We start from the raw sequence: 22,434 nt of genomic DNA, 5'->3' as shown, positions 1-22,434 counted from the left end.
CCCCCTCGCCCAATCATGGCAACCACAGCACATCCAACCGAATGAGGATGAGAATGGTCCGCCATCTTCCCAGGCTCTCGATCGCGATGTCGGTGACTTCGCTGGCGCTCCTGCTGGTGCAGCCCGCGAGGGCGGAGACAGTCACCCTCGGTATTGGCACGCAGGACACCACGACCAATACGGTCACCGCTGGCGTCGTCATCCGGCAGCTTCATCTCCTCGAAAAATATCTGCCGACCGACGGCAAATACGCCAACATCAAGTTCGAGCTGGAATGGCAGAATTTCACGTCCGGCCCGCCCGTCACCAACGCGATGATGGCGAACAAGCTTCAGATCGGCATGATGGGCGACTATCCACTGATCGTGAACGGCTTCACCTTCGAGAGCAATCCTGAAAGCAAGAGCCGGCTGATCGGCGTTGCCGCCTACAGCCTCTCCGGCTCCGGCAACGGCATCGTCGTTCACAAGGATTCGCCCTATTACGATCTCGCCGATCTCAAGGGCAAGCTCGTCAGCGTGCCCTTCGGATCCGCCGCGCACGGCATGGTGCTGAAGGCGATGCAGGACCGCGGCTATGCGCCCGACTTCTTCCAGCTCGTGAGTCAAAGCCCGGAGGTCGGCTCGACCAATCTCCAGGAAAAGAAGATCGACGCCCATGCCGACTTTGTTCCCTTCGCCGAGTTGCTGCCGTTCCGCGGCTTCGCGCGCAAGATCTTTGATGGCGTCGAGACCAATTTGCCGACCTTCCACGGCATCGTCGTCCGCACCGACTTCGCCGAGAAATATCCGGAGGTCGTCGTCGCCTACATGAAGGCGATCATCGCCGCCAACCAGTGGCTGCGCGACAATCCCAAGCTTGCGGCCGAGAAGATCCAGGAGTGGACCGGCATCAGCAGGGAAGTCGTCTACATCTTCTTGGGGCCGAGCGGCAACATGACCACCGATCCCACGATCAAGCCGGCGCTGATCGAGGCTGCGACCACAGATGTCAAGGTGCTGCAAAACCTTGGCCGCATGAAGGAGTTCGATCCGAAGAAGTGGGTCGACGATAGCTACATCCGCAAGGCCTATGCCGAGATGAAGCTCGATTATGACGCGCAACTCGCAAGCACCACGAACTACGAGATCTCCGGCGAGGACAGCTTCTGCAGGAAGCCGATCTTAGATCCGCGCAAGGCCGGCGAGGTCTGGGTGGATGAGGCCGGCATCCTGCCGTTCGCGAGCGCGGCCTGCACGCTCGGCGCCTATGCCGATTTCAAGGCCAAGGGCAAGAAAATCAACGTCGCCTATGTCTTCGACACCACCCGCGGCATCAAGCTGTTCGCCGACCAGGCTTTCTACGCGGTCGGTGACGGCGATGTGGCTCCGTTTCTCCTGAAGAAGGACGCGGAAGCCTATGCGGCCAAGATCAACGGCAAGGTGCTCGGCTTCGATGATGCCGTGAAATCGGCGGTCGCCGGAGGCAAGACGTGAGCAGCTGTCCCGCCATCCTGCGCCATCAGGAGGACGCCATGCCGGCAGCCGCAGCCGTCACCGAGCCCGCATCCGTCACGACGCCGCCCTCCGCGCCATCCTCATTCGGCGCCCTGGCAGGGCGCTGGTACCGGCTCAACCAGGACAGGTTGCGTGCGACCGCAATCGGCGTGATCTCGCTCGCCGCCTTCCTGCTCGTCTGGCATCTGCTCACGACCTACCGCGTCGTCTTCTTCGTGCGCTTCACCAACGTGCCCTCGCCGCTTGCGGTCTACGCGAGCTTCACCAAGGCAATCCACGATCCCAAATTCCTGTTGCACATCCTCTTGAGCTGCCGGCGCATCTTCTTCGGCTTCTCGCTGGCGGCCATCGTCGGCGTACCGCTCGGGCTGATCATGGGCCGTTTCAAGCTGGTCCATGAGGTGGTGTTCCCGGTTGCGGAAGTACTGCGGCCGATCCCGGCGATCGCTTGGGTGCCGATGGCGATCATGCTGTGGCCGACCAACGAGCAGAGCATCGTCTTCATCACCTTCCTCGGTTCGTTCTTCCCGATCCTGGTCAACACGCTGCACGGCATGTCGCTGGTTGATCCCGTGCTGGTGCGCGCGGCGCAATGCCTGGGCGCGCGCGAGCGCTCGATCTTCCGCGACGTGTACTTTCCGGCCTCGCTCCCGCATATCTTCACTGGTCTAACAATCGGCATGGGAGTCGCATGGGTGTCGCTAATTGCGGCCGAGATGATCTCGGGGCAATACGGCATCGGCTATTTCACCTGGGAAGCCTATTCGCTGGTGCAATATGCCGACATCGCGCTCGGCATGATCGCGATCGGCGTGCTCGGCCTCGGCTCGAGCCTTTTGATCCGCGGCGCCGGACAACTGGTGATGCCATGGAGGGCGAAATGAGCGAGATCGCGACCGCCGCCCCGCAGGGTCATATCGAGGTCAAGAATTTTTCGCTGAGCTACGAGACCATCGATGGATCGGTGGAGGCCGTCACCAATACGCATATCCATGTCGAGCCGGGCGAGTTCGTCTCGATCGTCGGGCCCTCCGGATGCGGCAAGTCGACCTTCCTGAACGCGGTGGCAGGATTTCTCAAGCCCACCACCGGCACCATCACGGTCGACGGCCAGCGCGTGAGCGGGCCGAGCGCCGAGCGTGGCATGGTGTTTCAGCAATATTCGCTGTTTCCCTGGAAGACGGTGCGCGAGAACGTCGAGTTCGGTCTGAAGATGCGCGGCATGCCGCGTTCGCAGCGTGAGCGCGCGGCGCGCACGTTGCTTGGGCTCGCGGGCCTCGAGGCTTTCGAGAAGCACTATCCGGAAAAGCTCTCCGGCGGCATGAAGCAGCGCGTCGGCATCGTGCGCGCGCTCGCGACGGGGCCGAAGGTGCTGTTGCTGGACGAGCCATTCGGCGCGCTCGATGCACAGACGCGCGTCATCATGCAGCAGATCCTCACCAACATGTGGCAGAGGCTGAAGATCTCGGTGCTGTTCGTCACTCACGACATCGACGAGGCGATCTTTCTCTCCGACCGCGTCTACTGCATGACTGCGCGGCCCGGCTCGATCAAGGCGGAGATTCCGATCCCGCTGGAGCGGCCGCGCCAGCAATCGATGATGATGTCCTCGGAGTTCCTGGCACTGCGCCGCGGCCTGATGTCCCTGATCCGCGAGGAGAGCCTGAAAGCGATGGGCGGCGAGATCAACGATCTGGGCATGCAAGGGCTTAACATCGAGCTGCACGGCCATTCGCTGGCGGACGTGATTTGATTCACCTCGCTCGAGCGGGGAAGGCAGTCTCGTAGGGCGGGCAAAGCGAAGCGTGCCCACCATCTTGGTCACATGCCGTACCGATTGGTGGGCACGACGCTTTCTCGCCTTTGCCCATTCTACGACAGTTTCGTGTCCCTCACTTGAACCAGTGTACCAGCGCGATGCTGATCCCGAGCAGCAGCATCAGCGACAGCGTCACCGCCGCCGTCACGCGTCCCCCGACGTTGGCCAGCACACGCACGTCGACGCCAAGGCCGAGCGCGGCCATGGAGACGACGGTGAGGAACGTGGTGATCTTCGTCACCGGACCGACTACGGTTGAGGGAACGATTTCGAGCGAACGGAGCGTGGCGAGCGCGAGGAAGCCGAGGATGAACCAGGGTACGAGCCGGAAGAAGCCGACGCTGGTCTTCTTGGCTCCGCCCTGCTGGCGCGAGGCAACGAGCGAGAGGCCGACGACGACGGGTCCCAACATCAACACGCGCATCAGCTTCACGAGCGTTCCGATCTGCGTGCTGACCAGCCCCGCCGGCACGGTGGCCGCGAGCACCTGCGGCACGGCGTAAACGGTCAGACCTGCGAGGATGCCATATTGCGTCGCCGTCAGTTGCAGGAGCGGGATGAGCAGTGGCAGGCCCAGCACCATCATCACGCCGAGGATCGCGGTGAAGGAGATCGAGGATGCGATCTCGTCATTGTTGGCCCCGATGATCGGTGCCACGGCGGCAATCGCCGAGTTGCCGCAGATGGAATTGCCGCAGGCGATCAGGATCGACAGCCGCGTGGACAGGCCGAGCATGCGGCTGAGGCCGAAGGACACGCAAAGCGCGACCACGACCACGGCGGCGATCGAAGCGAGCAGCGTCACGCCGGACGCGGCGATCGCGGCAAAGCTGATGGAGGCCCCGAGCAGCATCACCGCGACTTCGAGGAGCTGCTTGGCGCTGAACGCGACACCCGCCTGCCAGCGCTCGGAAGGTTTCCAGAAGCTGCGTACGGCCATGCCGAGCAGGATCGCCATCACCAGCGCCTCCACATAGGGATGTGCGAAGGCGTGCCGTTCCGTGACTTCAAGAGCAGCCGAGATGCCGGCAATGCCAATGCAAAGGAGAATGCCTGGAATCAGCGCCACAATGCGGCCGGCAGTGGTTACCGGTCTTGCGCCGGCTGGAGAGGATGCTTTGTTCTGGGCCACTCAAATCTCCCGAAGGAGAAGATTTTATGCGCGAGAGGGCGCAAGAGGGCAATATATTTTCGATTCCGGCGAGCGGAAGCAAGTAATGTCCTTAAAGACGATTCTCCTGCGCGCGCAGTTAAGCTGCGGCCCAAAGGACGGCGTTCGAGCACCTTGCAGGCAGAAGGGAGCGGTTGCTCGGATGGACTAGAAAATCAGGCCCTTGGCGAGGGAGGCGACGCGGCTAAAGCCGTCAAAAACGCCCGGCTCGAAGAAGGCCGCGCGGGCGAGCACGATAGCCCCGACCAGCGACCAGAACACGCCGGTGCCGGCCCACAGCAGATATTTGGAGGCGCGCGACTGCGGCCGGTCGTCCCTTCCCGGGCCCAGTCGCTCGCCAAAAGGCTCGTAATTTGCGCGTTCCATCGCGAGGCCAATCCACTGAATTCTCACGAAATATCGTCGTTTCCGCCTCTTTCGGCAATGGAACTGATTGGCTTTTTTAGGCCTCGTGCGGGAAATTCCTTCCGTCAAGGCAGACTACGGCGATAGCTTTCTTCTTTGCGGCGTCTGGGCCCAAGCCCCCTGCCCGGTTCGACGGTAAAGTGCGACGATCGCATTGGTCGCTATGCCGGACTTGGGACTATTCATGAACATCGAACTGCCGGGGCAGCACCTCGACCTCGCTTCGGCAATCGCCGAGGGCGACATTCGCTGCCTCCTGATGGTGCTCGTTCACGCGACCGGCGACGAGCGCTGGCTCGCCCCTCCCTATTTGCCGAAGCGCGACATCCGTCTCATCCCGGATCCCGAGGCCGGCGTGCCGAGGGACGTGCAGGACGAAATCCGCGCGGCCGTGGTCCAACTCTTTGCCGATGGCCATCCAACGCCAGTGATCACCGATCCCGGCGAGGAGCTGCTTCTGAAGATGATGCGTGCCTGCCTCGGCGAGAATGTCGCGCCGGAATATGCGCCGCTGATGCGCGAGGAGATGGGCTTTGTGCCGCGCGAGGCGCGCTGGAGCAGACGTCCGTCCGACGCGCAATTGGCGCAGCAGCACGTGTTGATCGTCGGCGCCGGCGTCTGCGCCATTGCGCTTGGCGTGGCGCTCGGCCATCTCGGCATCCCCTACACCATCGTTGAGAAGAACGCCGAGCTCGGCGGCACCTGGTGGATCAACCGCTATCCCGGCTGCGGCGTCGATACGCCCAACCATTCCTATTCGTACTCCTTCGGCGCGCGTAATGAATGGACGCGCTATTTCTGCCAGCGCGAGGAGTTGCTCGATTACCTCAAGAAGGTCGCGGACGAATTTGGCCTGCGCAAGCATCTGCGGCTGAACACGCAACTGACCTCGTCGCGATGGGACGAGAGCAAGCGCCGCTGGATCTCGACGCTGAGAACGAGCAGCGGCGAAGAAACGTTAGAGTCCACGGCACTCGTCAGCGCAATAGGCCAGCTCAACGATCCCTCCCGCGCCTCCTTCAAAGGCGAGGAGGATTTCAAGGGCCGGATCCTCCATTCCGCGTTGTGGTCGAACGACATCAATATCGACCGCAAGCATGTCGCGGTGATCGGCACCGGCGCGACCGCGATGCAGCTCGTGCCGTCGATCGCGCCCCGCGTCGCCTCCGTCACCGTCTATCAGCGCTCCGCGCAATGGGCACGCCCGGTGAAGGGCTATTCCGATCCAATCACATCGGGCGCGCGCTGGCTGCTCGCGCACCTGCCGTTCTATGTGCAGTGGTACCGCTTCAACATGTTCTGGCGCTATGGCGACGGGCTGTTGCCGTTCCTGCGCAAGGATCCCGTCTGGCCGCATCCGGAGCGCGCGGTCAACAAGGGCAATGACCGGCATCGTCAGGAATTGACCGACTTCATCCTCTCCGAGCTGAAGGACCGCCCTGACCTGATCGCCAAATGCGTGCCGACCTACCCGCCTTACGGCAAGCGCATCCTGCTCGACAACGACTGGTTCAAGACGCTCACGCGCGGCAATGTCGAGCTGGTCACCGACGCAATCGATCATGTCGATCGCGATGGCATCGTGACATCCGACGGCGAGAGCCGCCCGGCCGACATCATGGTGGTCGCGACCGGCTTCAAGGTCACGGAGATGGCGGCCCGCCTGGACATCACCGGCCGCGACGGCAGGAATCTCCGCGACGCCTGGGCAGGCGACAATCCAACCGCGTTTCTCGGCCTCGCCGTCCCCGGCTTCCCGAACTTCTTCTGCATGCTGGGCCCGAACTCAGGCCCCGCGCATGGCGGCAGCGTGATCTTCCAGTCGGAATGCCAGAGCCGCTACATCTCGGCCTGTCTCGTCGAGATGATGGAGAACGGTGTCGCCGCCATCGACGTCCGCCAGGATGTGCACGACGATTACATCCGGAAGGTCGATGCCGAGCACGAGGCGATGATCTGGACCCACCCGGGCATGACCACCTACTACCGCAACACAAGTGGCCGGGTGTTCTCTGCGATGCCGTGGCGGTTCGTGGACTACTGGCGGATGACGCACGACCCCGATCTCGGCGACTACCGCCTGACGAAAGCATGAACCTGACGGCGCTCGGCGTCGGCTCGCGGCCGCGCGACGGGGGCTTGCGAGATGGGAGGCGGCGCCGAACCGGCGCCGTCGACCGCGCTGATGCGCGGTGCCTGAGTCTTCGGCGCGCGAACCAGAAACGCAGGCGGCTGCGCCGGCCGTTGGCTCGGTCGAACGTAAGGTTCCCATTTCAGATACCTGACGCGGCGCTTTCGCGAAATGCGATCGCGGGTGACATACCCCGCCGCAAACGAGATCGCGGCAACCAGGACGAGGATGAGAATGCCAAGCATTCGGGCTGTTCCGTACGAGGATTCGGATCCCGCCTACCAATGCCAGCAAGCTAACCCCGAGGTGACCATTTCGAGGAAATTTAGAGACGACGTGAACTAATCCGTGATCGCATGTTTTTTTTCTCGCGCGCGAGGAACATTTGCGCGGGACACGAAGCGAGCGCATTGTGAGATCTACTAACATCGAGTGACTGTTTAGAAGGCGCATTGTCCAATGCGCGATCATCGAGCCCGATATGACGGCACCGTTCACGCCGCCAGGCTGCTCTCGACCGGCGAGAATGGCAGACCGAGACTCTCCGCCACCGCCTCGTTGGTGATGCGGCCGCGGTAGACGTTGAGGCCGTTGCGCAAATGCGGATTCTCGAGCACGGCGGCAAAGCCCTTGGCCGCGAGCATCAGCCCGAACGGCAGCGTGGCATTGTTCAGCGCCTGGCTCGACGTTACTGGCACTGCGCCCGGCATGTTCGCGACACAGTAATGCACGACGCCGTCGACCTCGTAGGTCGGCTCGGCATGGGTCGTCGGACGCGAGGTCTCGAAGCAGCCGCCCTGGTCGATCGCAACGTCGACCAGCACGGCCCCCGGCCGCATCGACTTGAGCATCGCACGCGTAACCAGTTTCGGGGCGCTCGCACCCGGCACCAGCACCGCGCCGATCACGACATCGGTGGAAAACACCTCGTCCTCGACGGACTCGATCGTGGAGAAGCGCGTGCGCACGCGCCCGAGGAACATGTCGTCCAACTCACGCAGGCGCGGGATGGAACGATCGATGACGGTGACCTCCGCCCCGAGGCCCGCGGCCATGCGTGCCGCCTGAGTTCCCACGACCCCGCCGCCCAGCACGACGACCCGCGCCGGCTGCACGCCGGGCACACCGCCGAGCAGCACGCCGCGTCCGCCCGCCGAACGCTTGAGCGCGGCGCCGGCCGCCTCGATCGCGAGACGCCCGGCGACTTCGCTCATCGGCGCGAGCAGAGGGAGGTGGCCACCCGCGTCAGTGACGGTTTCATAGGCAATGGCCGTGCAGCCGGAGGCGAGCAGACCCTTGGTCTGTGCGGGATCCGGCGCGAGGTGAAGATAAGTGAAGAGGATCTGGTTCTCGCGAAGTTGTGTCCACTCGCTCTGCTGCGGCTCCTTCACCTTCACGATCATCTCGGACTTGGCGAAGATCTCCCGCGCGCTGTCCGCAATCGCGGCGCCCGCCTTGCGATAGACGTCGTCGGACGCACCTATGCCCTCGCCCGCACCGGCCTCAACCCAGACCTCATGGCCGGCCGCGACATATTCGCGAACTGCGCCCGGGGTGAGCCCGACGCGATATTCCTGCACCTTGATCTCCCTGGGAACACCAACGCGCATAGCGAGCTCCTTACCTAACGTCTTGATTCTCCACCTCATGTTAGCGGCCGTGCCGGTTTGGTTTCGTGCAAATATCAGCTAGTTTCGGCATCTGGACGCCGGTTTCCGGCGTCGATCGCCCCTTCCACGCTGGAAACGAAACCTTGGCCCTCGACCGAAAAGATCTCGCCATCCTGGCGGAACTCACTACCAATGCGCGAGCCAGTCACACCGAGCTCGCCAACAAGGTTGGCCTCTCGAGCACTGCGCTGGCGCGACGGCAGAAGGCGCTGGAGGATGACGGCTATATCCACGGCTACCAGGCCGCGCTCGATCTCGGGCAATTCGGCCTCACCACGACGGTGTTGGTACGGATCGCGCTGGAGAGCCAGAGCGAGGAGGCGCTGAAGGCCTTCGAGGCCGAGGTGGTGAAATGCCCCTCCGTCGTGCGCTGCTTCCTGATGTCGGGCACCGACGACTACATCCTGATCGTGCTCGCGCGCGACATCCAGGATTTCGAGCGCATTCACCGCACCGAGCTGTCGCGCCTGCCTCGCGTCGCCCGGGTGCAATCGAGCTTCGCACTGCGCGAAGTCGTCAACCGGGCCGTGCCGACGGTTGTGTTCGGCGAGATGAAGCGCTGAGCGCTGTCATCGAACTGTCATCGAATGTGCCGAGAGCTGTTGGCTTCGCATCTTCGGGACCCACCATGGACTATTTCAAGCGCTTCAACTTCCTGTTTGCCGCCCCAGTGTTCGATGCCGACGACCTCGAGGGCATCCGTTTCAACCAGATCATTGAGGAGATCCAGCGCTCCGGCTTCGAGGTCGTGAGGGCCCGCAAGCTGGAGGACGCCGAGATCGCGGTACAGACAGACGCTGCCATCGGCTGCATGGTGGTCGACTGGGGCAAGAAGGGGCTGGAGGGTAAGACCGCTGCCCTGATCAACCTGATGCGGCGGCGCGGCCTCGACTTCCCGATCATCCTCCTGATCCGTCGGAAGCGGTTCGAGGATCTGCCGGTCGAGGTACTCGACTTCATCGACGGCTACGTTTTCCTTTCCGAGGAGACGCCGCCCTTCATCGCAAAAAACCTGATCAGCCGGCTCAAGCAATATGCCGAGACGCTGAAGACGCCGTTCTTCGGAGCGCTGGTCGACTACGCCGAGGAAGGCAATCAGCTCTGGACCTGCCCCGGCCACAATGGCGGCATGTTCTACAGCCGCAGTCCGATCGGCCGCGTCTTCGTCGAGCATCTCGGCGAGTCCGTATTCCGCGACGACCTCGACAATTCCGTGCTCGATCTCGGCGATCTCCTTACCCACGAAGGACCGGCGCTGAGAGCGCAGAAGGAAGCAGCCCAGATCTTCGGCGCGGAAAAGACCTATTTCGTGCTTAACGGCACCTCGACCTCCAACAAGGTTGCGCTCGGCGCGCTCGTCACCGACGGCGATCTCGTGCTGTTCGACCGCAACAATCACAAGGCCGCGCATCACGGCGCACTGATGATCAATGGCGGCATACCGGTCTACGTGCCGACCATTCGCAATGCATGGGGCCTGATCGGACCGATGCGCTGGGAGGCGCTCGACGAGAAGGCGCTGCGCGAGGCGATCCGCAACCATCCGCTGGTCACGGATCGCGACGCCTGGCGCAAGGAGCGTCCGTTCCGCGTCGCGGTCGTCGAGCAGTGCACCTATGACGGCACCATCCACAGCGCCGAGATGATTTTGAAGCGCATCGGCCACCTCTGCGACTACATCCTGTTCGACGAGGCCTGGGCCGGCTTCATGAAATTCCACCCACTTTATGCCGGACGCTTCGCCATGGGCTTGTCGGAGCTGACACCGGACGCACCCGGAATCATCGCGACGCAGTCCACCCACAAGCAGCTCGCGAGCTTCTCGCAGGCGTCGCAGATCCACATCAGGGACCGCCATATCCGGGGCCAGAAGCGGCGCGTCGAGCACCGCCGCTTCAACGAGAGCTTTATGCAGCACGCATCGACCTCGCCATTCTATCCGCTGTTCGCTTCCCTCGACGTCGGCGCGCAGATGATGAAGGGCCGCTCGGGCGAAGTGCTGTGGGACGACACGATCCGCCTCGGCATCGAGCTGCGCAAGAAGATCCGCGCCATGCGCCGCGAGTTCGAGGAGAAGGAACAGAACGCCGAGCGGCGCTGGTTCTTCGAGCCGTTCGTTCCCGACCGCGTCGCCATTGCCGACGTGAGCCGGCCTGGTGCGGCGCACAACGTCGCATGGGAGACGCTGTCGACCGACGAGCTTGCAACCAATCCCGCGCTTTGGCAGCTCGGCGCCGACAGCGCCTGGCATGGTTTCCCCGGCATGACCGAGGGCTTTGCCATGACCGATCCGAACAAGCTGACGCTGCTGACGCCGGGCTTCGACCGTGCCACCGGCACCTATGCCGAGCATGGAATCCCCGCCCCCGTCGTCGCCCAGTACTTGCGTGAGAACCGCATCGTTGCCGAGAAGAACGACCTCAACTCGCTGCTCTTCCTGCTGACGCCGGGCGTCGAGGCGAGCAAGGCCGGCACGCTGATCTCGGGGCTGGTCGCGTTCAAGAAGCTGCACGACGACAATGCGCTGCTGGCGGACGCCATCCCCGAATTCTACCAGCGCCGGCAGGCGCGCTATGCCGGCGTGCGACTGCGCGATCTCTGCGCGGACATGCACCGGTTCTTCCGCAAGGCCGAGGTCAGCGCGCTCCAGGCGCGTCAATTCCTGCCTGAGCACCTTCCGGAGATCGCGCTGTCGCCGCGTGAAGCCGCACGCTGCCTGATCCGCAACGACGTCGACTATCTGCCGATCGAGGCCATCGCTGGCCGGGTCGCCACTACGCCTTTCGTGGTCTATCCGCCCGGCATCGCCACCATCGTGCCTGGCGAGCGGCTCACGGAACGCGCGAAACCCATGATCGATTATCTCAAGATGTTCGAGACCTGCTTCAACACGTTTCCGGGCTTCGACGTCGAGATCCAGGGCGTCTACAAGGAGGTCGACGCCGCCGGCCGGATCGGGCTCTATACTTACGTGGTGGCCGAGTAGCATGAACGAAACAAGCGCAATGTGCGCGGACGATGAGCCGGTCCTGGTCCGGCCCTCGCGCGACAGCGACGTCGAGGCGATGCTGGCGATCTATCGCCATCATGTCCGCCACGGCGTGGCGAAGGACGTCGAGGGCACCGGCGCGCCCGAGCCCGACGATCTACGCGACCGGCGCAAGAACCTGAGGCAGACGCGTCTCCCCCACCTCGTCGCGACCTGGCGCGGCGAGGTGATCGGCTATGCCTATGCCGTGCTGTTTCGCAAGCGGCCGGCCTATCGCTACACCGCCAAGCACTCGATCTATGTGCATCACGACCATCTCGGTCGCGGTGTCGGACGGCTATTGCTCAAGGACTTGATTGACGCCTGCGCCGCGGCGGGCTTCCGCCAGATGATCGGCTATATCGACGCCGACAATGCGCCTTCGCTGGCGCTGCATGAAAAATTCGGCTTTGCCCAGGTCGGGTTGTTGTGCGGGGTCGCCTACCGCTACGGCCGCTGGTCCGATACCGTCATGGTGCAGCGATCGCTTGGCGCAGGCGCGACCGCGGCACCGCCTGCGTCCATTCTCAGCCGCTGAATGCGCCGGACCTCCGCCTCAAGACGGAAAATCGGCAGCCTTCACATGGATGCGATCCGCATGCAGGGACCAGTGATGCAACGCCTGGTCCTTGCAGAATTTCAGCTTGGCCTGCTCGGTCGCCTCGCTTTCACAGGAAGCGTCGATTTCCAGGGTTCCCTGGCAGACCTCACTCTGCCGGCCGTACTCACCGAGCACGTCCTTCATGAACCTGACGACATAGCGTGACATGGGACCTCCTGCTACCCCGGCAGCACTCTAATCCCATTTTGCATTTTCATGGGAAGGAGATTTTGAGGGGGATCAAACTGAGTGCCGGTCCGCCACATGCCGTCTCGATCCGTCAGTCGCCCCGCCCTATCCAGGTGTAATCCCAAATGTCTCGCGGAAGCGCTCGGCGTAATGCGACCAGACCTCGGGGTTGATGATGCGCGGCGGCCGCTTGCCGTCGAGCGCATCCAGGACCTGCTCGGCGGCGATGCGTCCCATGTTCTGGCGGGCCTCCAGGGTCACGCCTGCTGTGTGTGGGCTCGCCAACACGTTGTCGAACTGAAGGAGCGGATGCTCGGGCGGCGGCGGCTCCTTGGACCAGACGTCCAGACCTGCACCGGCGATGCGCTTGTCGCGCAGGGCCTGGAGCAGCGCGTCCTCATCGTGGACGAAACCGCGCGCGGTGGTGACGAAATAGGCGTGCGGCTGCATCAGCGAAAATTCGCGCACGCCGATCATGCCGCGGCTTTCCTTGGTGAGTGGACAGGAGATCGAGACGAAGTCGGACCGGCGCAGCAGCTCGTCGAGATCGACCTTCTCGCCGCCCCGCGCGGCCATCACGTCTGCCGAAAGATAGGGATCGTAAGCCAGGATCTTCATGCCCAGAAGCGTGTTGCAGAGCGCGGCGATGCGGCGGCCGACGTTGCCGAGCCCGACGATGCCGACGGTCTTGCCCCCAACCTCGTTGCCGATGAGATCGTTGCGGTTGACGTCGCGCTCGCGCCGCAGACGGCGGTCCGACTGGATGATGCGCTTCGACAGCGTGAGCATCATCGCGAGCGCGTGCTCGGCGACCGAATGGGCGTTGCCTCCGGATTGGTTGACGACGAGCACGCCGGCCGCCGTGCAGGCCTCGACGTCGACGGGATCGAAGCCGGCGCCGTTGGAGGAAACGATCAGGAGGTTCGGCGCGCGCTTCAACAGCCTGGCCTCGGCATGGAAATGCGGCGCGAGCTCGTCGCGCGCAGCGCCGATCTGATAAACGTGCGCGGCCTCCAGGATCGGCGCGTAGAATTCTTCGGGACTTTCATTCTCGATGCGATCGATCCGGACGTCGCTCCGCGCCTTCAGGACGTCGACGTAGATCGGATGTGCGAGATACTTGACGTAGAAGACGCGCTTGGTGTTGACGGGCATCGAAATGTTTCCGGCTCCTCACAAGGAGGCATCGCAGGAGTGGCGCGAACTGCGCCCCTTCCATGCTCCTCCCGTTGCTCTTGTTGTCGTTGCTTATGACACGGCAACGCCGGCCATGGCAGCGCAGCGAGCGCAGACCACCGTGCCGGTCCGGGCATGTTGACAATCCCGCCCACCGCGTCAAGTTCGGCACCAAGGCGCCTACGAAGCAGCACCGCTGCATAGAGCAAAGAAGATGTGGCGGAAGGGAGGACGAGATGACGATCGCGGAGCAGCAGCCCCCGCCCCAGATGTCACCGACCGAACGAAGCTGGCACGACATCGTGCTGCAAACCCTGAAGCGGAACGAGGTCAGCCTGGTGCCTTATGTGCCCGATCGGGTGCTGACGCCGCTGATCAAGGCCCTGCACGCCGATCCCTTCTTCATGACCTTTGCTACCGCGCGCGAGGAGGAAGCCGTCGGCATCGTCTCGGGCGCCTGGATGGGCGGACGGCGGGGCGCCGTGCTGATGCAGACCTCGGGCTTTGCGACGCTCGCGAACGTGCTGGCCTCGCTCGCCGTGCCCTATCAAATCCCGCTGATCATGTTCGTGTCCGAGCGCGGCACGCTCGGCGAGTTCAACTATGGCCAGGCGCTGGTCTGCCGCACCATGCGGCCGGTGCTGGACTCGCTAGCGCTCGAGCATCACACCATCACCCGGCTCGACGAGCTCGAATTCATCGCCGACCGCTCGATCAAGCAGGCGGTCACCACACAGGCGCCGGTGGCGCTGATCCTCAACCCGCTGCTCACCGGCGGCAAGGTTTTTGACAAGTGAGGTCAGTCATGAACGCGACCGCCCGCAACACCAAGGTGATGAACCGCTTCGACCTCACCTCGCGCCTGCTCGCGAAACTCAGGAATGAGGAGGCCGTGATCGGCGGCATCGGCAACACCAATTTCGACCTCTGGGCCGCCGGCCACCGCCCGCAAAACTTCTACATGCTCGGCAGCATGGGCCTCGCCTTCCCGATCGCGCTCGGGGTGGCGCTGGCGCAGCCCGAACGCCGCGTGGTTGGGCTCGAAGGCGATGGCTCGCTGCTGATGCAGCTCGGCGCGCTGACGACGATCGCAACTCTCAAGCCGAAAAACCTCACCATGATCGTGATGGACAACGGTATCTACCAGATCACCGGTTCGCAGCGGACGCCGGCCGCTGACGTGGCCGACGTTGTGGCAATCGCGACCGGTTCGGGTCTTGCCAACAGCGCCTGGGCCGCGGACGAGGAGGATTTCGAGCGGCTGGTCGAGGGGTCGTTGACGGCCGCGGAACCAAGCCTCATTGCGGTGCGGATCGACGACAAGCCGGGAGTCGGGACCACGCGCCGCGACCCCGTGCAGATCCGCGAGCGCTTCATGCACGGCCTCGGCGTGCGGCAGCCGCTTTAAACGCGTAAAGGCCCCGCGGAGAGCTGCCCGCGGGGCCTCGCCTTCCATTTGCGACGATCACTCGAGAATCCTGATGACCTTGCGGGTCCGCGGCTCGACGATGACACGGCGGTCGTTGATGACCGCATAGTCATATTCCCTGTAGTTCGGCACCGGGCGCAACACCACGGTCGGCGGCAGCGGCTCACCGACCACCACGCGTTCATGCACCACGACGGAAGGCTCGGAGCGCGGCACCGCACCAATCACCGCATTCGGAATTTCGAGACCGGCGCCAACGGCCGCGCCGACGGTGCCGCCCACCATCGCGCCGACCGGACCACCAATCTCGCCGCCGGCCCGCGCGCCGTTCGCAGCGCCCTCGGCGGTGGTCGACTGCGCGAAGGCTGCGCTCGACGCCAGCAGCGAAGCGGCAGCCAACGAAATCACAAGACTTGTCTTCATGTCCTCTCTCCAGATTGTTCGTCCGTGCGCGGTCAACCGCGGGACCCCGGGGATAGTTCCGGGTTCCCAAGTGACCGCGACGAGCCTCAATCCGAAAGAGTGTTACTGCGTAACAGTTTCACGCCGCGGCGATCTCGTGCCCCGCCATCAACTCGAGCGCACGCACCATCCCCGAATGATCCCATGCCTTGCCGCCATGCGCGGTGCAGGCCGAGAACAATTGCTGCGCCACTGCCGTGCTCGGCAGCGAAAGCCCGAGTGCGCGCGCCCCCTCGAGTGCGAGGTTGAGATCCTTCTGGTGCAACTCGATACGGAAGCCCGGATCGAAATTGCGCTTCACCATGCGCTCGCCATGGACCTCGAGAATCCGCGACGAGGCGAAGCCGCCCATCAACGCCTGCCGCACCAGCGCGGGATCCGCGCCGGCCTTCGAGGCGAACAGCAGGGCCTCGCTCACCGCCTCGATCGTCAACGCGACGATGATCTGGTTCGCGACCTTCGTGGTCTGGCCGTCGCCATTGGCGCCGACGCGGGTGACGTTTTTGCCCATCTTGTCGAAGACGGCCTTCATGGTGTTGAAAGCGCGCTCCGGACCGCCGATCATGATGGTGAGGCTCGCCGCCTTGGCGCCGACCTCGCCGCCCGACACCGGCGCGTCGAGATAATCGGCGCCGAGAGCCTCGATCTTCTTCGCGAACTCCTTGGTTGCCAATGGCGAGATCGAGCTCATGTCGACGACAATCTTGCCCTTGGAGATGCCGCTCGCGACACCGTCCTTGCCGAACAGCACGGCCTCCACATGCGGCGTATCCGGCACCATGATGATGACGGCATCCGCCTCTTCTGCGACCTCCTTCGCCGATTTGCAGGCGACGCCGCCGGCCGCGATCAGCGTGGGCGCAATCGGTGCGATGTCGTGCAGAAAGAGGCGATGGCCCGCCGCCAGGAGATGGCCGGCCATCGGCCGCCCCATGGTGCCAAGTCCGATGAAGCCGATATCGATCATGTCAGTCGTTTCCTTTCAATTTTGGGCGTCCGATCCACGGGCGGCGGCCTCACCTCTCCTGCTTACGGGAGAGGTTGGCACGCAGTGCCGGGTGAGGGTTCTCTTGCGTTTGGGATTACTGCAGCACGCATCAATGAACCCCGTCGTGGAGACACCCTCACCCCAGCCCTCTCCCGCAAGCAGGAGAGGGAGCGCACCGTGACCGTGCTTCGATATCCTCACGTCTCGAACGTTTGTGCCGCGTGCCAGGACATGCCTTCCAGCGTCGTGGTGCGCGGCTTGTATTCGCAGCCGATCCAACCGCGATAGCCGATCGCGTCGAGATGGCGGAACAGGAAGGGATAGTTGATCTCGCCCGTGCCCGGCTCGTGGCGGCCGGGATTGTCGGCAAGCTGGATATGCGAGATGCGGTCGAGATATTTCTGCATGGTCCGGGCGAGATCGCCCTCCATGATCTGCATGTGATAGATATCGTACTGGATGAACAAGTTGCTGGAGCGCACATCGGAGATGAGCTGCACCGCCTGCTCGGTGCGGTTGAGGAAGAAGCCGGGAATGTCGAAGGTGTTGATCGGTTCGATCAGCAGCTCGATGTTTTCACGCGCCAGCGCCGCGGCAGCGAAACGCAGGTTTCCGACCAGCGTCTCGTTCAACTCGCGTGGATCGGCATCATCAGGCGCGATGCCGACGAGACAATTGAGCCGGTCGCAGTCAAGCGCTTTGGCATAATCGATGGCGCGGAACACGCCGTCGCGGAATTCGGCGACGCGATCAGGCAGGATCGCAATGCCGCGCTCGCCGCCCGCCCAGTTACCGGCCGGGAGATTATGGAGCACCTGCGTGAGCCCGTGACTGTCGAGCTGTTCGCGCAACAGCGCCTTGTCGAAATCATACGGGAACAGATATTCGACCCCGCTGAATCCGGCCGACTTCGCCGCGGCAAAGCGGTCGACAAACGGCATCTCGTTGAAGAGCATGGTGAGATTGGCGGCGAATTTTGGCACGAGGCTGTCCTCCCTACTCTGCCGGCTGCAGCACGCCCGGGCGCGTGCTCCCGACCTCGTCGAGCGGCAGGTCAAGCACCTCCTCGAACTCGACAATGTTGTCGATCTCGGTGCCCATCGCGACGTTGGTGACGCGCTCGAGGATGAACTCGACCACCACCGGGACGCGGTGCTTGGACATCAACTCGCGCGCGGTCGCGAAGGCGGCCTGCGCGTCCCTGGGGTCGGTGACGCGGATCGCCTTGCAGCCAAGGCCTTCGGCGACCGCAACGTGGTCGACGCCGTAAACGCCGAGCTCGGGAGCATTGATATTCTCGAAGGAAAGCTGGACGTGATAGTCCATGTCGAAGCCGCGTTGCGCCTGACGGATGAGGCCGAGATAGGAATTGTTCACGACGACGTGGATGTAGGGCAGATTGAATTGCGCCCCGACCGCGAGCTCCTCGATCAGGAACTGGAAGTCGTAATCGCCCGAGAGCGCAACGATGTCGCGATCCGGACACGCAGCGCGCACCCCGAGGGCTGCGGGCAGCGTCCAGCCGAGGGGGCCGGCCTGCCCGGCATTGATCCAGTTGCGTGGCTTATAAACGCCCAAAAACTGCGCGCCGGCGATCTGCGACAGGCCGATGACGGTGACATAGCAGGTGTCGCGGCCAAAAGCCTTGGTCATCTCCTCGTAGACGCGCTGCGGCTTGATCGGCACGTTGTCGAAATGGCTTCTGCGCAGCATCGAACGCTTGCGATCGCGGCAGGCCGCGGGCCACGCCTGGCGCTCGCGCAACCTGCCTGTCCGGCGCCACTCCCTGGCGACGGTGACGAACAACTCCAGCGCGACCTTCGCGTCGGAGACGATGCCGAGATCGGGATTGAAGACGCGCCCGATCTGAGTCGGCTCGATGTCGACATGCACGAATTTGCGGCCCTTGGTGTAGGTCTCGATCGAGCCGGTATGCCGGTTGGCCCAGCGATTGCCGATGCCAAGCACGAAATCGGATTCGAGCATGGTGGCATTTCCGTAGCGATGGCTGGTCTGCAAGCCGACCATGCCGGCCATCAGCACGTGATCGTCAGGGATCGCGCCCCACCCCATGAGCGTCGGGACAACAGGCACGTTCACGGTCTCGGCGAACTCGACGAGCAGGTCGGAAGCATCGGCGTTGATGATACCGCCACCCGCGACGATCAGCGGCCGTTCGGCGGCGTTGAGCATCTCCAGCGCCTTCTCGACCTGCTTGCGCGTCGCGGTCGGCCGGTAGACCGGTAACGGCTCGTAGGTCTCATCGTCGAACTCGATCTCGGCGAGCTGCACATCGAGCGGCATGTCGATCAGGACCGGGCCGGGACGCCCCGAGCGCATCACGTGAAAGGCCTGGCTGAACACGCGCGGCACCAGCGCCGGCTCGCGCACGGTGACCGCCCATTTCGTCACCGGCTTTGCGATGGATTCGATATCGACCGCCTGAAAGTCCTCCTTGTAGAGCCGAGCCCGTGGCGCCTGTCCGGTGATGCAGAGGATCGGAATGGAATCGGCGATCGCCGAATAGAGCCCTGTGATCATGTCGGTGCCGGCCGGCCCTGATGTACCGATGCAGACGCCGATATTGCCGGCCTTCGCCCGCGTGTAGCCTTCCGCCATGTGGGAAGCGCCCTCGACATGGCGCGCCAGGATGTGGCGAATCGAGCCTCTCTTCTTCAACGCCGAGTAAAGCGGATTGATCGCGGCCCCGGGAACGCCGAAGGCGGTCGAGATGCCTTCCTTCTCCAGAATTCGCACGGCTGCATCGACGGCTCGCATCTTCGCCATATCGGACCTCGCTCGGTTGCCTCACTTCGAGCGTGATCATCGATTGCGCACGGGCCGCGCTCAACGAGATCGATTTTATTTTCCACGATGTGGCAGCCGCAGAAAAATCGCGGCGGTCTCAATCGGTTACATCAAGCGACGCATGAAAGCGGCTACTCGAACAAGGGCGCGAGCTCCATCTGCGGCACCAGCACGAGGCCCTTGTCGGTGATGCGAATTTCCGGAATGACCGATAGCGGAATCAAATTGAAGCCCATATAGGGGATGGTGCAGCCAGCTTGCGCCCATTCCGCCTTCAGGACCCGCACCTCCTCGGCCACCTCAGTGATACGCTTGTCCGAGAGCAGTCCTGCGATCGGCAGCGGAACCAGCGCCCTCACCTTGCCATCAGCGACGACGCAGACGCCGCCTTGTTGCTGCTTGATGGCCGATATCGCCAGTTGCATGTCAGCTTCGTTGGTTCCGGCGACGATGATGTTGTGGCTGTCGTGCCCGACGCTGGAGGCCACCGCGCCGCGCTTGAGGCCAAAATCCTTGAGGAGGCCGTAGGCGACGTTGCCAGCCGATTTGCCATGGCGCTCGACTACCGTCACGAAGCACAGGCCATGGCGCGCAAACAGGGTCGGCCAATCCTTCGCCGGTTCGATTCTGACCTTCTCGTGGATGAGCATGATGCCGGGAAGTGCGGTCTTGATCGCGTTGACGGTGCAAGCCTTCGCCGGAAGCTCCGGCACCAGCGTGAGCTGTTCCGGCAGCTTCACGGTCGCATAGGCCGACTTCGGATATTGATAGCGCTGCGACAGCGCCTGATCGAGAAGCTCTGTGATCTTGCCCTTCTCGACCACCAACTCGCCGCCATACCAGGTGCATTGCGGCTTCAGATTGTCGTCCATTAGCACGAGATCGGCGCGTCGACCGCCACCGAGCCCGCCGATTTCACCCTCCATGTTGAAGCGTGTCGCGCCATGCAGCGAGCCCATCGACCAGGCCTGCTCCGGCGACATCCCGGCCTTCACGGCTTCGCGCACCACCCAGTCCAGGCCAAACAGGAAGAGATCGTCGGCGTCGCGGTCATCGGTGCATACCGCGGTCCGCTTGTGGGAGGCCCCGAGCTCGGTGATGGTGCGGATCGCCTGCGGCAGCGAGTGCCACGGCGTGGTCGGCGGCCCGCCGCGGAGGAAGACCCAGACGCCGGCATCAAGGAGATCGTCGGCAATGTCGCGATCAATTGCTTCGTGGGTGTCAGTGACGCCGGATGCTGCATAGGCCGCGACGAATTCGCGGCCATAGACATGACCGGACACGGGACGCCCGCGCTTGAGCGCGGCGGCCAGGATCGCGTGGCTGCGCTCGTCGCCCATAGTCACCGGCACGAAATCCATCTTCTCGCCGAGCGCCACCGCTTCCGGCCAGCGGTCGAACAGGCCAGCGATCTTGTCCGGTGTGAGGTCTCCTCCAGCGGTTTCCAACTCGGCCGACGTCGCCGGTACGGTCGAAGGCACCGTCAAAAAGATCGACAGCGGCGCCTCGCGCGCGTCCTGAAGCATCGCCTCGACGCCGGCGACGTCCATGACGTTGCCGATCTCATGGCTGTCACAGAAGATCGTGGTGGTGCCGTTGAGCAGCGCCGCTTCCGCATAGGCGCAGGCCGTCACCATCGAGGATTCGATGTGGATATGCGGATCGACCAGCCCCGGAGCAATGATGCCACCGGCGGCGTCATAGAGCCTCACACTGCTCCAGACCTTCCTAGCCGCACCGGCCGGTTTCACCGCCGCGATCCGGCCGCCGGTGATCCAGACCTCGCGGTCCGGGTGGACGCGCTCCGAATAGGTCGACAGCACCCGCGCGCCCGTGACGACGAGATCAGGCACGACGCGAGAGGAGGCAACGTCGGCAAGGCGCCGCGTCATCTCATGCAGCGGTGCGACGGCAAAGCGGGTCAGTCGGGTCATCGGGACTCTCGCAAGGCGTGAATGACCCGGCGATGGTTGCGCCCTCAGCCACGAGGGGCAAGCTCAAATTAAACGGCACGCCTGCTTACGCATTGGGCACATCGAAAGTAGCCCGACCTTCAGTCCCCATCCTCGGCCCGAGGCACGACCCCGCCCATCGCTGCGGTAAGTTCCGCGGCCACCTCGCGCACCATGCGACCAATCTCGGGCAAGCGGGTGTCGGTCACGCGGCTGGTCATGCCCGAGACCGAGATCGCCGCGAGCGGCTCGGTCAGCGCGTTGTAGACCACGGCCGCTACGCAGCGCAGGCCGATCTCCGCCTCCTCGTCGTCGACCGCATATCCCTGCTTGCGAATCGTCGCGAGCTCCCTGAACAGGTCACTCGGCCGGACGATCGACTTCTCCGTGAGCCTCGGCATGCCGTGGTGCCGGATGACTGCGCCGACGTCCTCGTCCGAATAGGTCGCGAGCACCGCCTTGCCGACACCGGATGTCACCATCGCGACGCGGCCGCCGACCTTGGTCAGCGAGCGCATGATCTCGCGGCTCTCCATGCGAGTCAGCACGATGATGAACTCGTCGTCGACCACGGCGAGGTTGGCAGTCTCGCGGGTGAGATCGCGCAGCTTCCGAAGGTAGGGAATGGCCTGCGCCGTGAAGTTGCGCCGCCGCGCGAAGCTGGCGCCGACGGTAAAACTGCGCACGCCGACGTGCCATTTGGACTCGACGCGGTCGAACTGCACGAAGCGACGGCTTTCGAGCGTTGCGAGCAGCCGGTGCACGGTCGAGGCCGACAATCCGGTGCGGACGGCGAGATCACTCAGGCGATAGCCTTCGTCGTCCTCGGCCAACGTCTCGATGATCGACAGCGCGCGGTCGACGGACTGCACGCCGCCGTCGCGCGCGTCGTGGTCGCCCTCCGATGGTGATCGAGGCTCGAGCGATTTGCGCCGGATGACGTTCTTGCTCATCGCGACCTGCCGCTTTTGCGTTGGTCATTCCGGGATGGTGCGCCGAAACTGCGCGAAGCCCGGGCCTGGCGCACCAGACCCGGAATCTCGAGATCTCGGGTTCGACGCTCCGGGCCGCGCTTGCGCGGTTCCGTTACATCGCCCCGGGATGACAAG

At 63.7% G+C, this 22,434-nt stretch carries 21 protein-coding genes; 9 read left to right on the top strand and 12 right to left on the bottom strand.

Annotated features, from left to right (window positions below):
- The first annotated feature begins 53 nt into the window (after positions 1-53).
- Genes SO180_RS08265 through SO180_RS08255 form a run of 3 tightly spaced genes read left to right on the top strand, consistent with a single transcriptional unit; the run spans position 54 to position 3,249 of the window.
- Positions 54-1,475 carry an ABC transporter substrate-binding protein gene (locus SO180_RS08265; protein WP_449378316.1) on the top strand — a complete coding sequence of 474 codons (1,422 nt, stop codon included), beginning with the start codon at positions 54-56 and terminating at the stop codon, positions 1,473-1,475.
- A 38-nt stretch (positions 1,476-1,513) separates the two neighbouring features.
- A complete protein-coding gene (locus SO180_RS08260; protein ID WP_449378396.1) occupies positions 1,514-2,380 on the top strand; it encodes an ABC transporter permease in 867 nt (288 codons plus the stop codon).
- Positions 2,377-3,249, top strand: a complete 873-nt coding sequence (locus SO180_RS08255; protein ID WP_449378315.1) for an ABC transporter ATP-binding protein — start codon at positions 2,377-2,379, stop codon at positions 3,247-3,249. The genes SO180_RS08260 and SO180_RS08255 overlap by 4 nt, the downstream gene beginning before the upstream one ends.
- Positions 3,250-3,388: 139 nt before the next feature.
- On the opposite strand, the gene SO180_RS08250 is transcribed toward SO180_RS08255, so the two are convergent.
- On the bottom strand, positions 3,389-4,447 hold the full coding sequence (locus tag SO180_RS08250) for a YeiH family protein (protein ID WP_449378314.1): 1,059 nt from the start codon (positions 4,445-4,447) through the stop codon (positions 3,389-3,391).
- Between the two features lie 186 nt (positions 4,448-4,633).
- On the bottom strand, positions 4,634-4,852 hold the full coding sequence (locus SO180_RS08245) for a hypothetical protein (protein WP_449378313.1): 219 nt from the start codon (positions 4,850-4,852) through the stop codon (positions 4,634-4,636).
- A 223-nt stretch (positions 4,853-5,075) separates the two neighbouring features.
- On the opposite strand from SO180_RS08245, the gene SO180_RS08240 reads away from it, so the two are divergent.
- Complete coding sequence (locus tag SO180_RS08240; protein WP_449378312.1) at positions 5,076-6,986, top strand: flavin-containing monooxygenase; 1,911 nt, start codon at positions 5,076-5,078, stop codon at positions 6,984-6,986.
- Here the strand turns inward: SO180_RS08240 and SO180_RS08235 are convergent.
- Positions 6,965-7,267 (bottom strand): hypothetical protein, encoded by a 303-nt coding sequence (locus SO180_RS08235; RefSeq protein ID WP_449378311.1) that lies wholly within the window; start codon positions 7,265-7,267, stop codon positions 6,965-6,967. The genes SO180_RS08240 and SO180_RS08235 overlap by 22 nt on opposite strands.
- A gap of 249 nt (positions 7,268-7,516) precedes the next feature.
- A complete protein-coding gene (gene ald / locus SO180_RS08230; RefSeq protein WP_449378310.1) occupies positions 7,517-8,632 on the bottom strand; it encodes an alanine dehydrogenase in 1,116 nt (371 codons plus the stop codon).
- A gap of 143 nt (positions 8,633-8,775) precedes the next feature.
- Here ald and SO180_RS08225 point away from each other — a divergent pair, with 143 nt between their 5' ends.
- The 3 genes from SO180_RS08225 to SO180_RS08215 all read left to right on the top strand — a co-directional run bounded on the left by SO180_RS08225 (position 8,776) and on the right by SO180_RS08215 (position 12,258).
- On the top strand, positions 8,776-9,255 hold the full coding sequence (locus SO180_RS08225; protein WP_254096171.1) for an Lrp/AsnC family transcriptional regulator: 480 nt from the start codon (positions 8,776-8,778) through the stop codon (positions 9,253-9,255).
- A gap of 65 nt (positions 9,256-9,320) precedes the next feature.
- Positions 9,321-11,678 (top strand): Orn/Lys/Arg family decarboxylase, encoded by a 2,358-nt coding sequence (locus SO180_RS08220; RefSeq protein WP_449378309.1) that lies wholly within the window; start codon positions 9,321-9,323, stop codon positions 11,676-11,678.
- A 19-nt stretch (positions 11,679-11,697) separates the two neighbouring features.
- The gene (locus SO180_RS08215) at positions 11,698-12,258 is read left to right on the top strand and encodes a GNAT family N-acetyltransferase (RefSeq protein WP_449378308.1); all 561 of its coding nucleotides are present in this window, start codon (positions 11,698-11,700) and stop codon (positions 12,256-12,258) included.
- Between the two features lie 18 nt (positions 12,259-12,276).
- On the opposite strand, the gene SO180_RS08210 is transcribed toward SO180_RS08215, so the two are convergent.
- Complete coding sequence (locus tag SO180_RS08210; RefSeq protein ID WP_283036214.1) at positions 12,277-12,489, bottom strand: hypothetical protein; 213 nt, start codon at positions 12,487-12,489, stop codon at positions 12,277-12,279.
- Positions 12,490-12,615: 126 nt separating this feature from the next.
- Positions 12,616-13,665: a hydroxyacid dehydrogenase gene (locus SO180_RS08205; protein WP_449378307.1), complete on the bottom strand. Its 1,050-nt coding sequence runs from the start codon at positions 13,663-13,665 to the stop codon at positions 12,616-12,618.
- Positions 13,666-13,922: 257 nt separating this feature from the next.
- Between SO180_RS08205 and SO180_RS08200 the strand changes: the two genes are divergently transcribed.
- Together SO180_RS08200 and SO180_RS08195 are read left to right on the top strand one after the other, a co-directional pair.
- A complete protein-coding gene (locus SO180_RS08200) occupies positions 13,923-14,483 on the top strand; it encodes a thiamine pyrophosphate-binding protein (protein ID WP_449378306.1) in 561 nt (186 codons plus the stop codon).
- Between the two features lie 8 nt (positions 14,484-14,491).
- Positions 14,492-15,094 carry a thiamine pyrophosphate-dependent enzyme gene (locus SO180_RS08195; protein ID WP_449378305.1) on the top strand — a complete coding sequence of 201 codons (603 nt, stop codon included), beginning with the start codon at positions 14,492-14,494 and terminating at the stop codon, positions 15,092-15,094.
- A gap of 57 nt (positions 15,095-15,151) precedes the next feature.
- On the opposite strand, the gene SO180_RS08190 is transcribed toward SO180_RS08195, so the two are convergent.
- From SO180_RS08190 to SO180_RS08165, 6 genes are all read right to left on the bottom strand, one after another.
- Positions 15,152-15,538: a DUF1236 domain-containing protein gene (locus tag SO180_RS08190; protein ID WP_449378304.1), complete on the bottom strand. Its 387-nt coding sequence runs from the start codon at positions 15,536-15,538 to the stop codon at positions 15,152-15,154.
- 118 nt (positions 15,539-15,656) lie between these two features.
- Positions 15,657-16,544, bottom strand: coding sequence for a 2-hydroxy-3-oxopropionate reductase (locus SO180_RS08185; protein WP_449378303.1), 888 nt, complete (start codon positions 16,542-16,544; stop codon positions 15,657-15,659).
- A gap of 218 nt (positions 16,545-16,762) precedes the next feature.
- Positions 16,763-17,548 (bottom strand): hydroxypyruvate isomerase, encoded by a 786-nt coding sequence (gene hyi / locus SO180_RS08180; RefSeq protein WP_449378302.1) that lies wholly within the window; start codon positions 17,546-17,548, stop codon positions 16,763-16,765.
- Positions 17,549-17,561: 13 nt separating this feature from the next.
- On the bottom strand, positions 17,562-19,352 hold the full coding sequence (gene gcl / locus SO180_RS08175; RefSeq protein ID WP_449378301.1) for a glyoxylate carboligase: 1,791 nt from the start codon (positions 19,350-19,352) through the stop codon (positions 17,562-17,564).
- Between the two features lie 152 nt (positions 19,353-19,504).
- Entirely contained in the window at positions 19,505-21,307 is a 1,803-nt protein-coding gene (locus SO180_RS08170) for an adenine deaminase (RefSeq protein ID WP_449378300.1), read from the bottom strand.
- A 119-nt stretch (positions 21,308-21,426) separates the two neighbouring features.
- Complete coding sequence (locus tag SO180_RS08165; protein WP_449378299.1) at positions 21,427-22,278, bottom strand: IclR family transcriptional regulator; 852 nt, start codon at positions 22,276-22,278, stop codon at positions 21,427-21,429.
- Positions 22,279-22,434 lie beyond the last annotated feature (156 nt).

The sequence above is a fragment of the Bradyrhizobium sp. UFLA05-112 genome, assembly GCF_053572325.1.
This window is presented reverse-complemented; position numbering and strand designations above follow the sequence as displayed.

Coding starts and splice junctions, on each gene's coding strand:
- SO180_RS08265 (WP_449378316.1), top strand. CDS start 54: ATGGTCCGCCATCTTCCCAGGCTCTCGATCGCGATGTCGGTGACTTCG.
- SO180_RS08260 (WP_449378396.1), top strand. CDS start 1,514: ATGCCGGCAGCCGCAGCCGTCACCGAGCCCGCATCCGTCACGACGCCG.
- SO180_RS08255 (WP_449378315.1), top strand. CDS start 2,377: ATGAGCGAGATCGCGACCGCCGCCCCGCAGGGTCATATCGAGGTCAAG.
- SO180_RS08245 (WP_449378313.1), bottom strand. CDS start 4,852: ATGGAACGCGCAAATTACGAGCCTTTTGGCGAGCGACTGGGCCCGGGA.
- SO180_RS08240 (WP_449378312.1), top strand. CDS start 5,076: ATGAACATCGAACTGCCGGGGCAGCACCTCGACCTCGCTTCGGCAATC.
- SO180_RS08235 (WP_449378311.1), bottom strand. CDS start 7,267: ATGCTTGGCATTCTCATCCTCGTCCTGGTTGCCGCGATCTCGTTTGCG.
- ald (WP_449378310.1), bottom strand. CDS start 8,632: ATGCGCGTTGGTGTTCCCAGGGAGATCAAGGTGCAGGAATATCGCGTC.
- SO180_RS08220 (WP_449378309.1), top strand. CDS start 9,321: ATGGACTATTTCAAGCGCTTCAACTTCCTGTTTGCCGCCCCAGTGTTC.
- SO180_RS08215 (WP_449378308.1), top strand. CDS start 11,698: ATGTGCGCGGACGATGAGCCGGTCCTGGTCCGGCCCTCGCGCGACAGC.
- SO180_RS08210 (WP_283036214.1), bottom strand. CDS start 12,489: ATGTCACGCTATGTCGTCAGGTTCATGAAGGACGTGCTCGGTGAGTAC.
- SO180_RS08205 (WP_449378307.1), bottom strand. CDS start 13,665: ATGCCCGTCAACACCAAGCGCGTCTTCTACGTCAAGTATCTCGCACAT.
- SO180_RS08200 (WP_449378306.1), top strand. CDS start 13,923: ATGACGATCGCGGAGCAGCAGCCCCCGCCCCAGATGTCACCGACCGAA.
- SO180_RS08195 (WP_449378305.1), top strand. CDS start 14,492: ATGAACGCGACCGCCCGCAACACCAAGGTGATGAACCGCTTCGACCTC.
- SO180_RS08190 (WP_449378304.1), bottom strand. CDS start 15,538: ATGAAGACAAGTCTTGTGATTTCGTTGGCTGCCGCTTCGCTGCTGGCG.
- SO180_RS08185 (WP_449378303.1), bottom strand. CDS start 16,544: ATGATCGATATCGGCTTCATCGGACTTGGCACCATGGGGCGGCCGATG.
- gcl (WP_449378301.1), bottom strand. CDS start 19,352: ATGGCGAAGATGCGAGCCGTCGATGCAGCCGTGCGAATTCTGGAGAAG.
- SO180_RS08170 (WP_449378300.1), bottom strand. CDS start 21,307: ATGACCCGACTGACCCGCTTTGCCGTCGCACCGCTGCATGAGATGACG.
- SO180_RS08165 (WP_449378299.1), bottom strand. CDS start 22,278: ATGAGCAAGAACGTCATCCGGCGCAAATCGCTCGAGCCTCGATCACCA.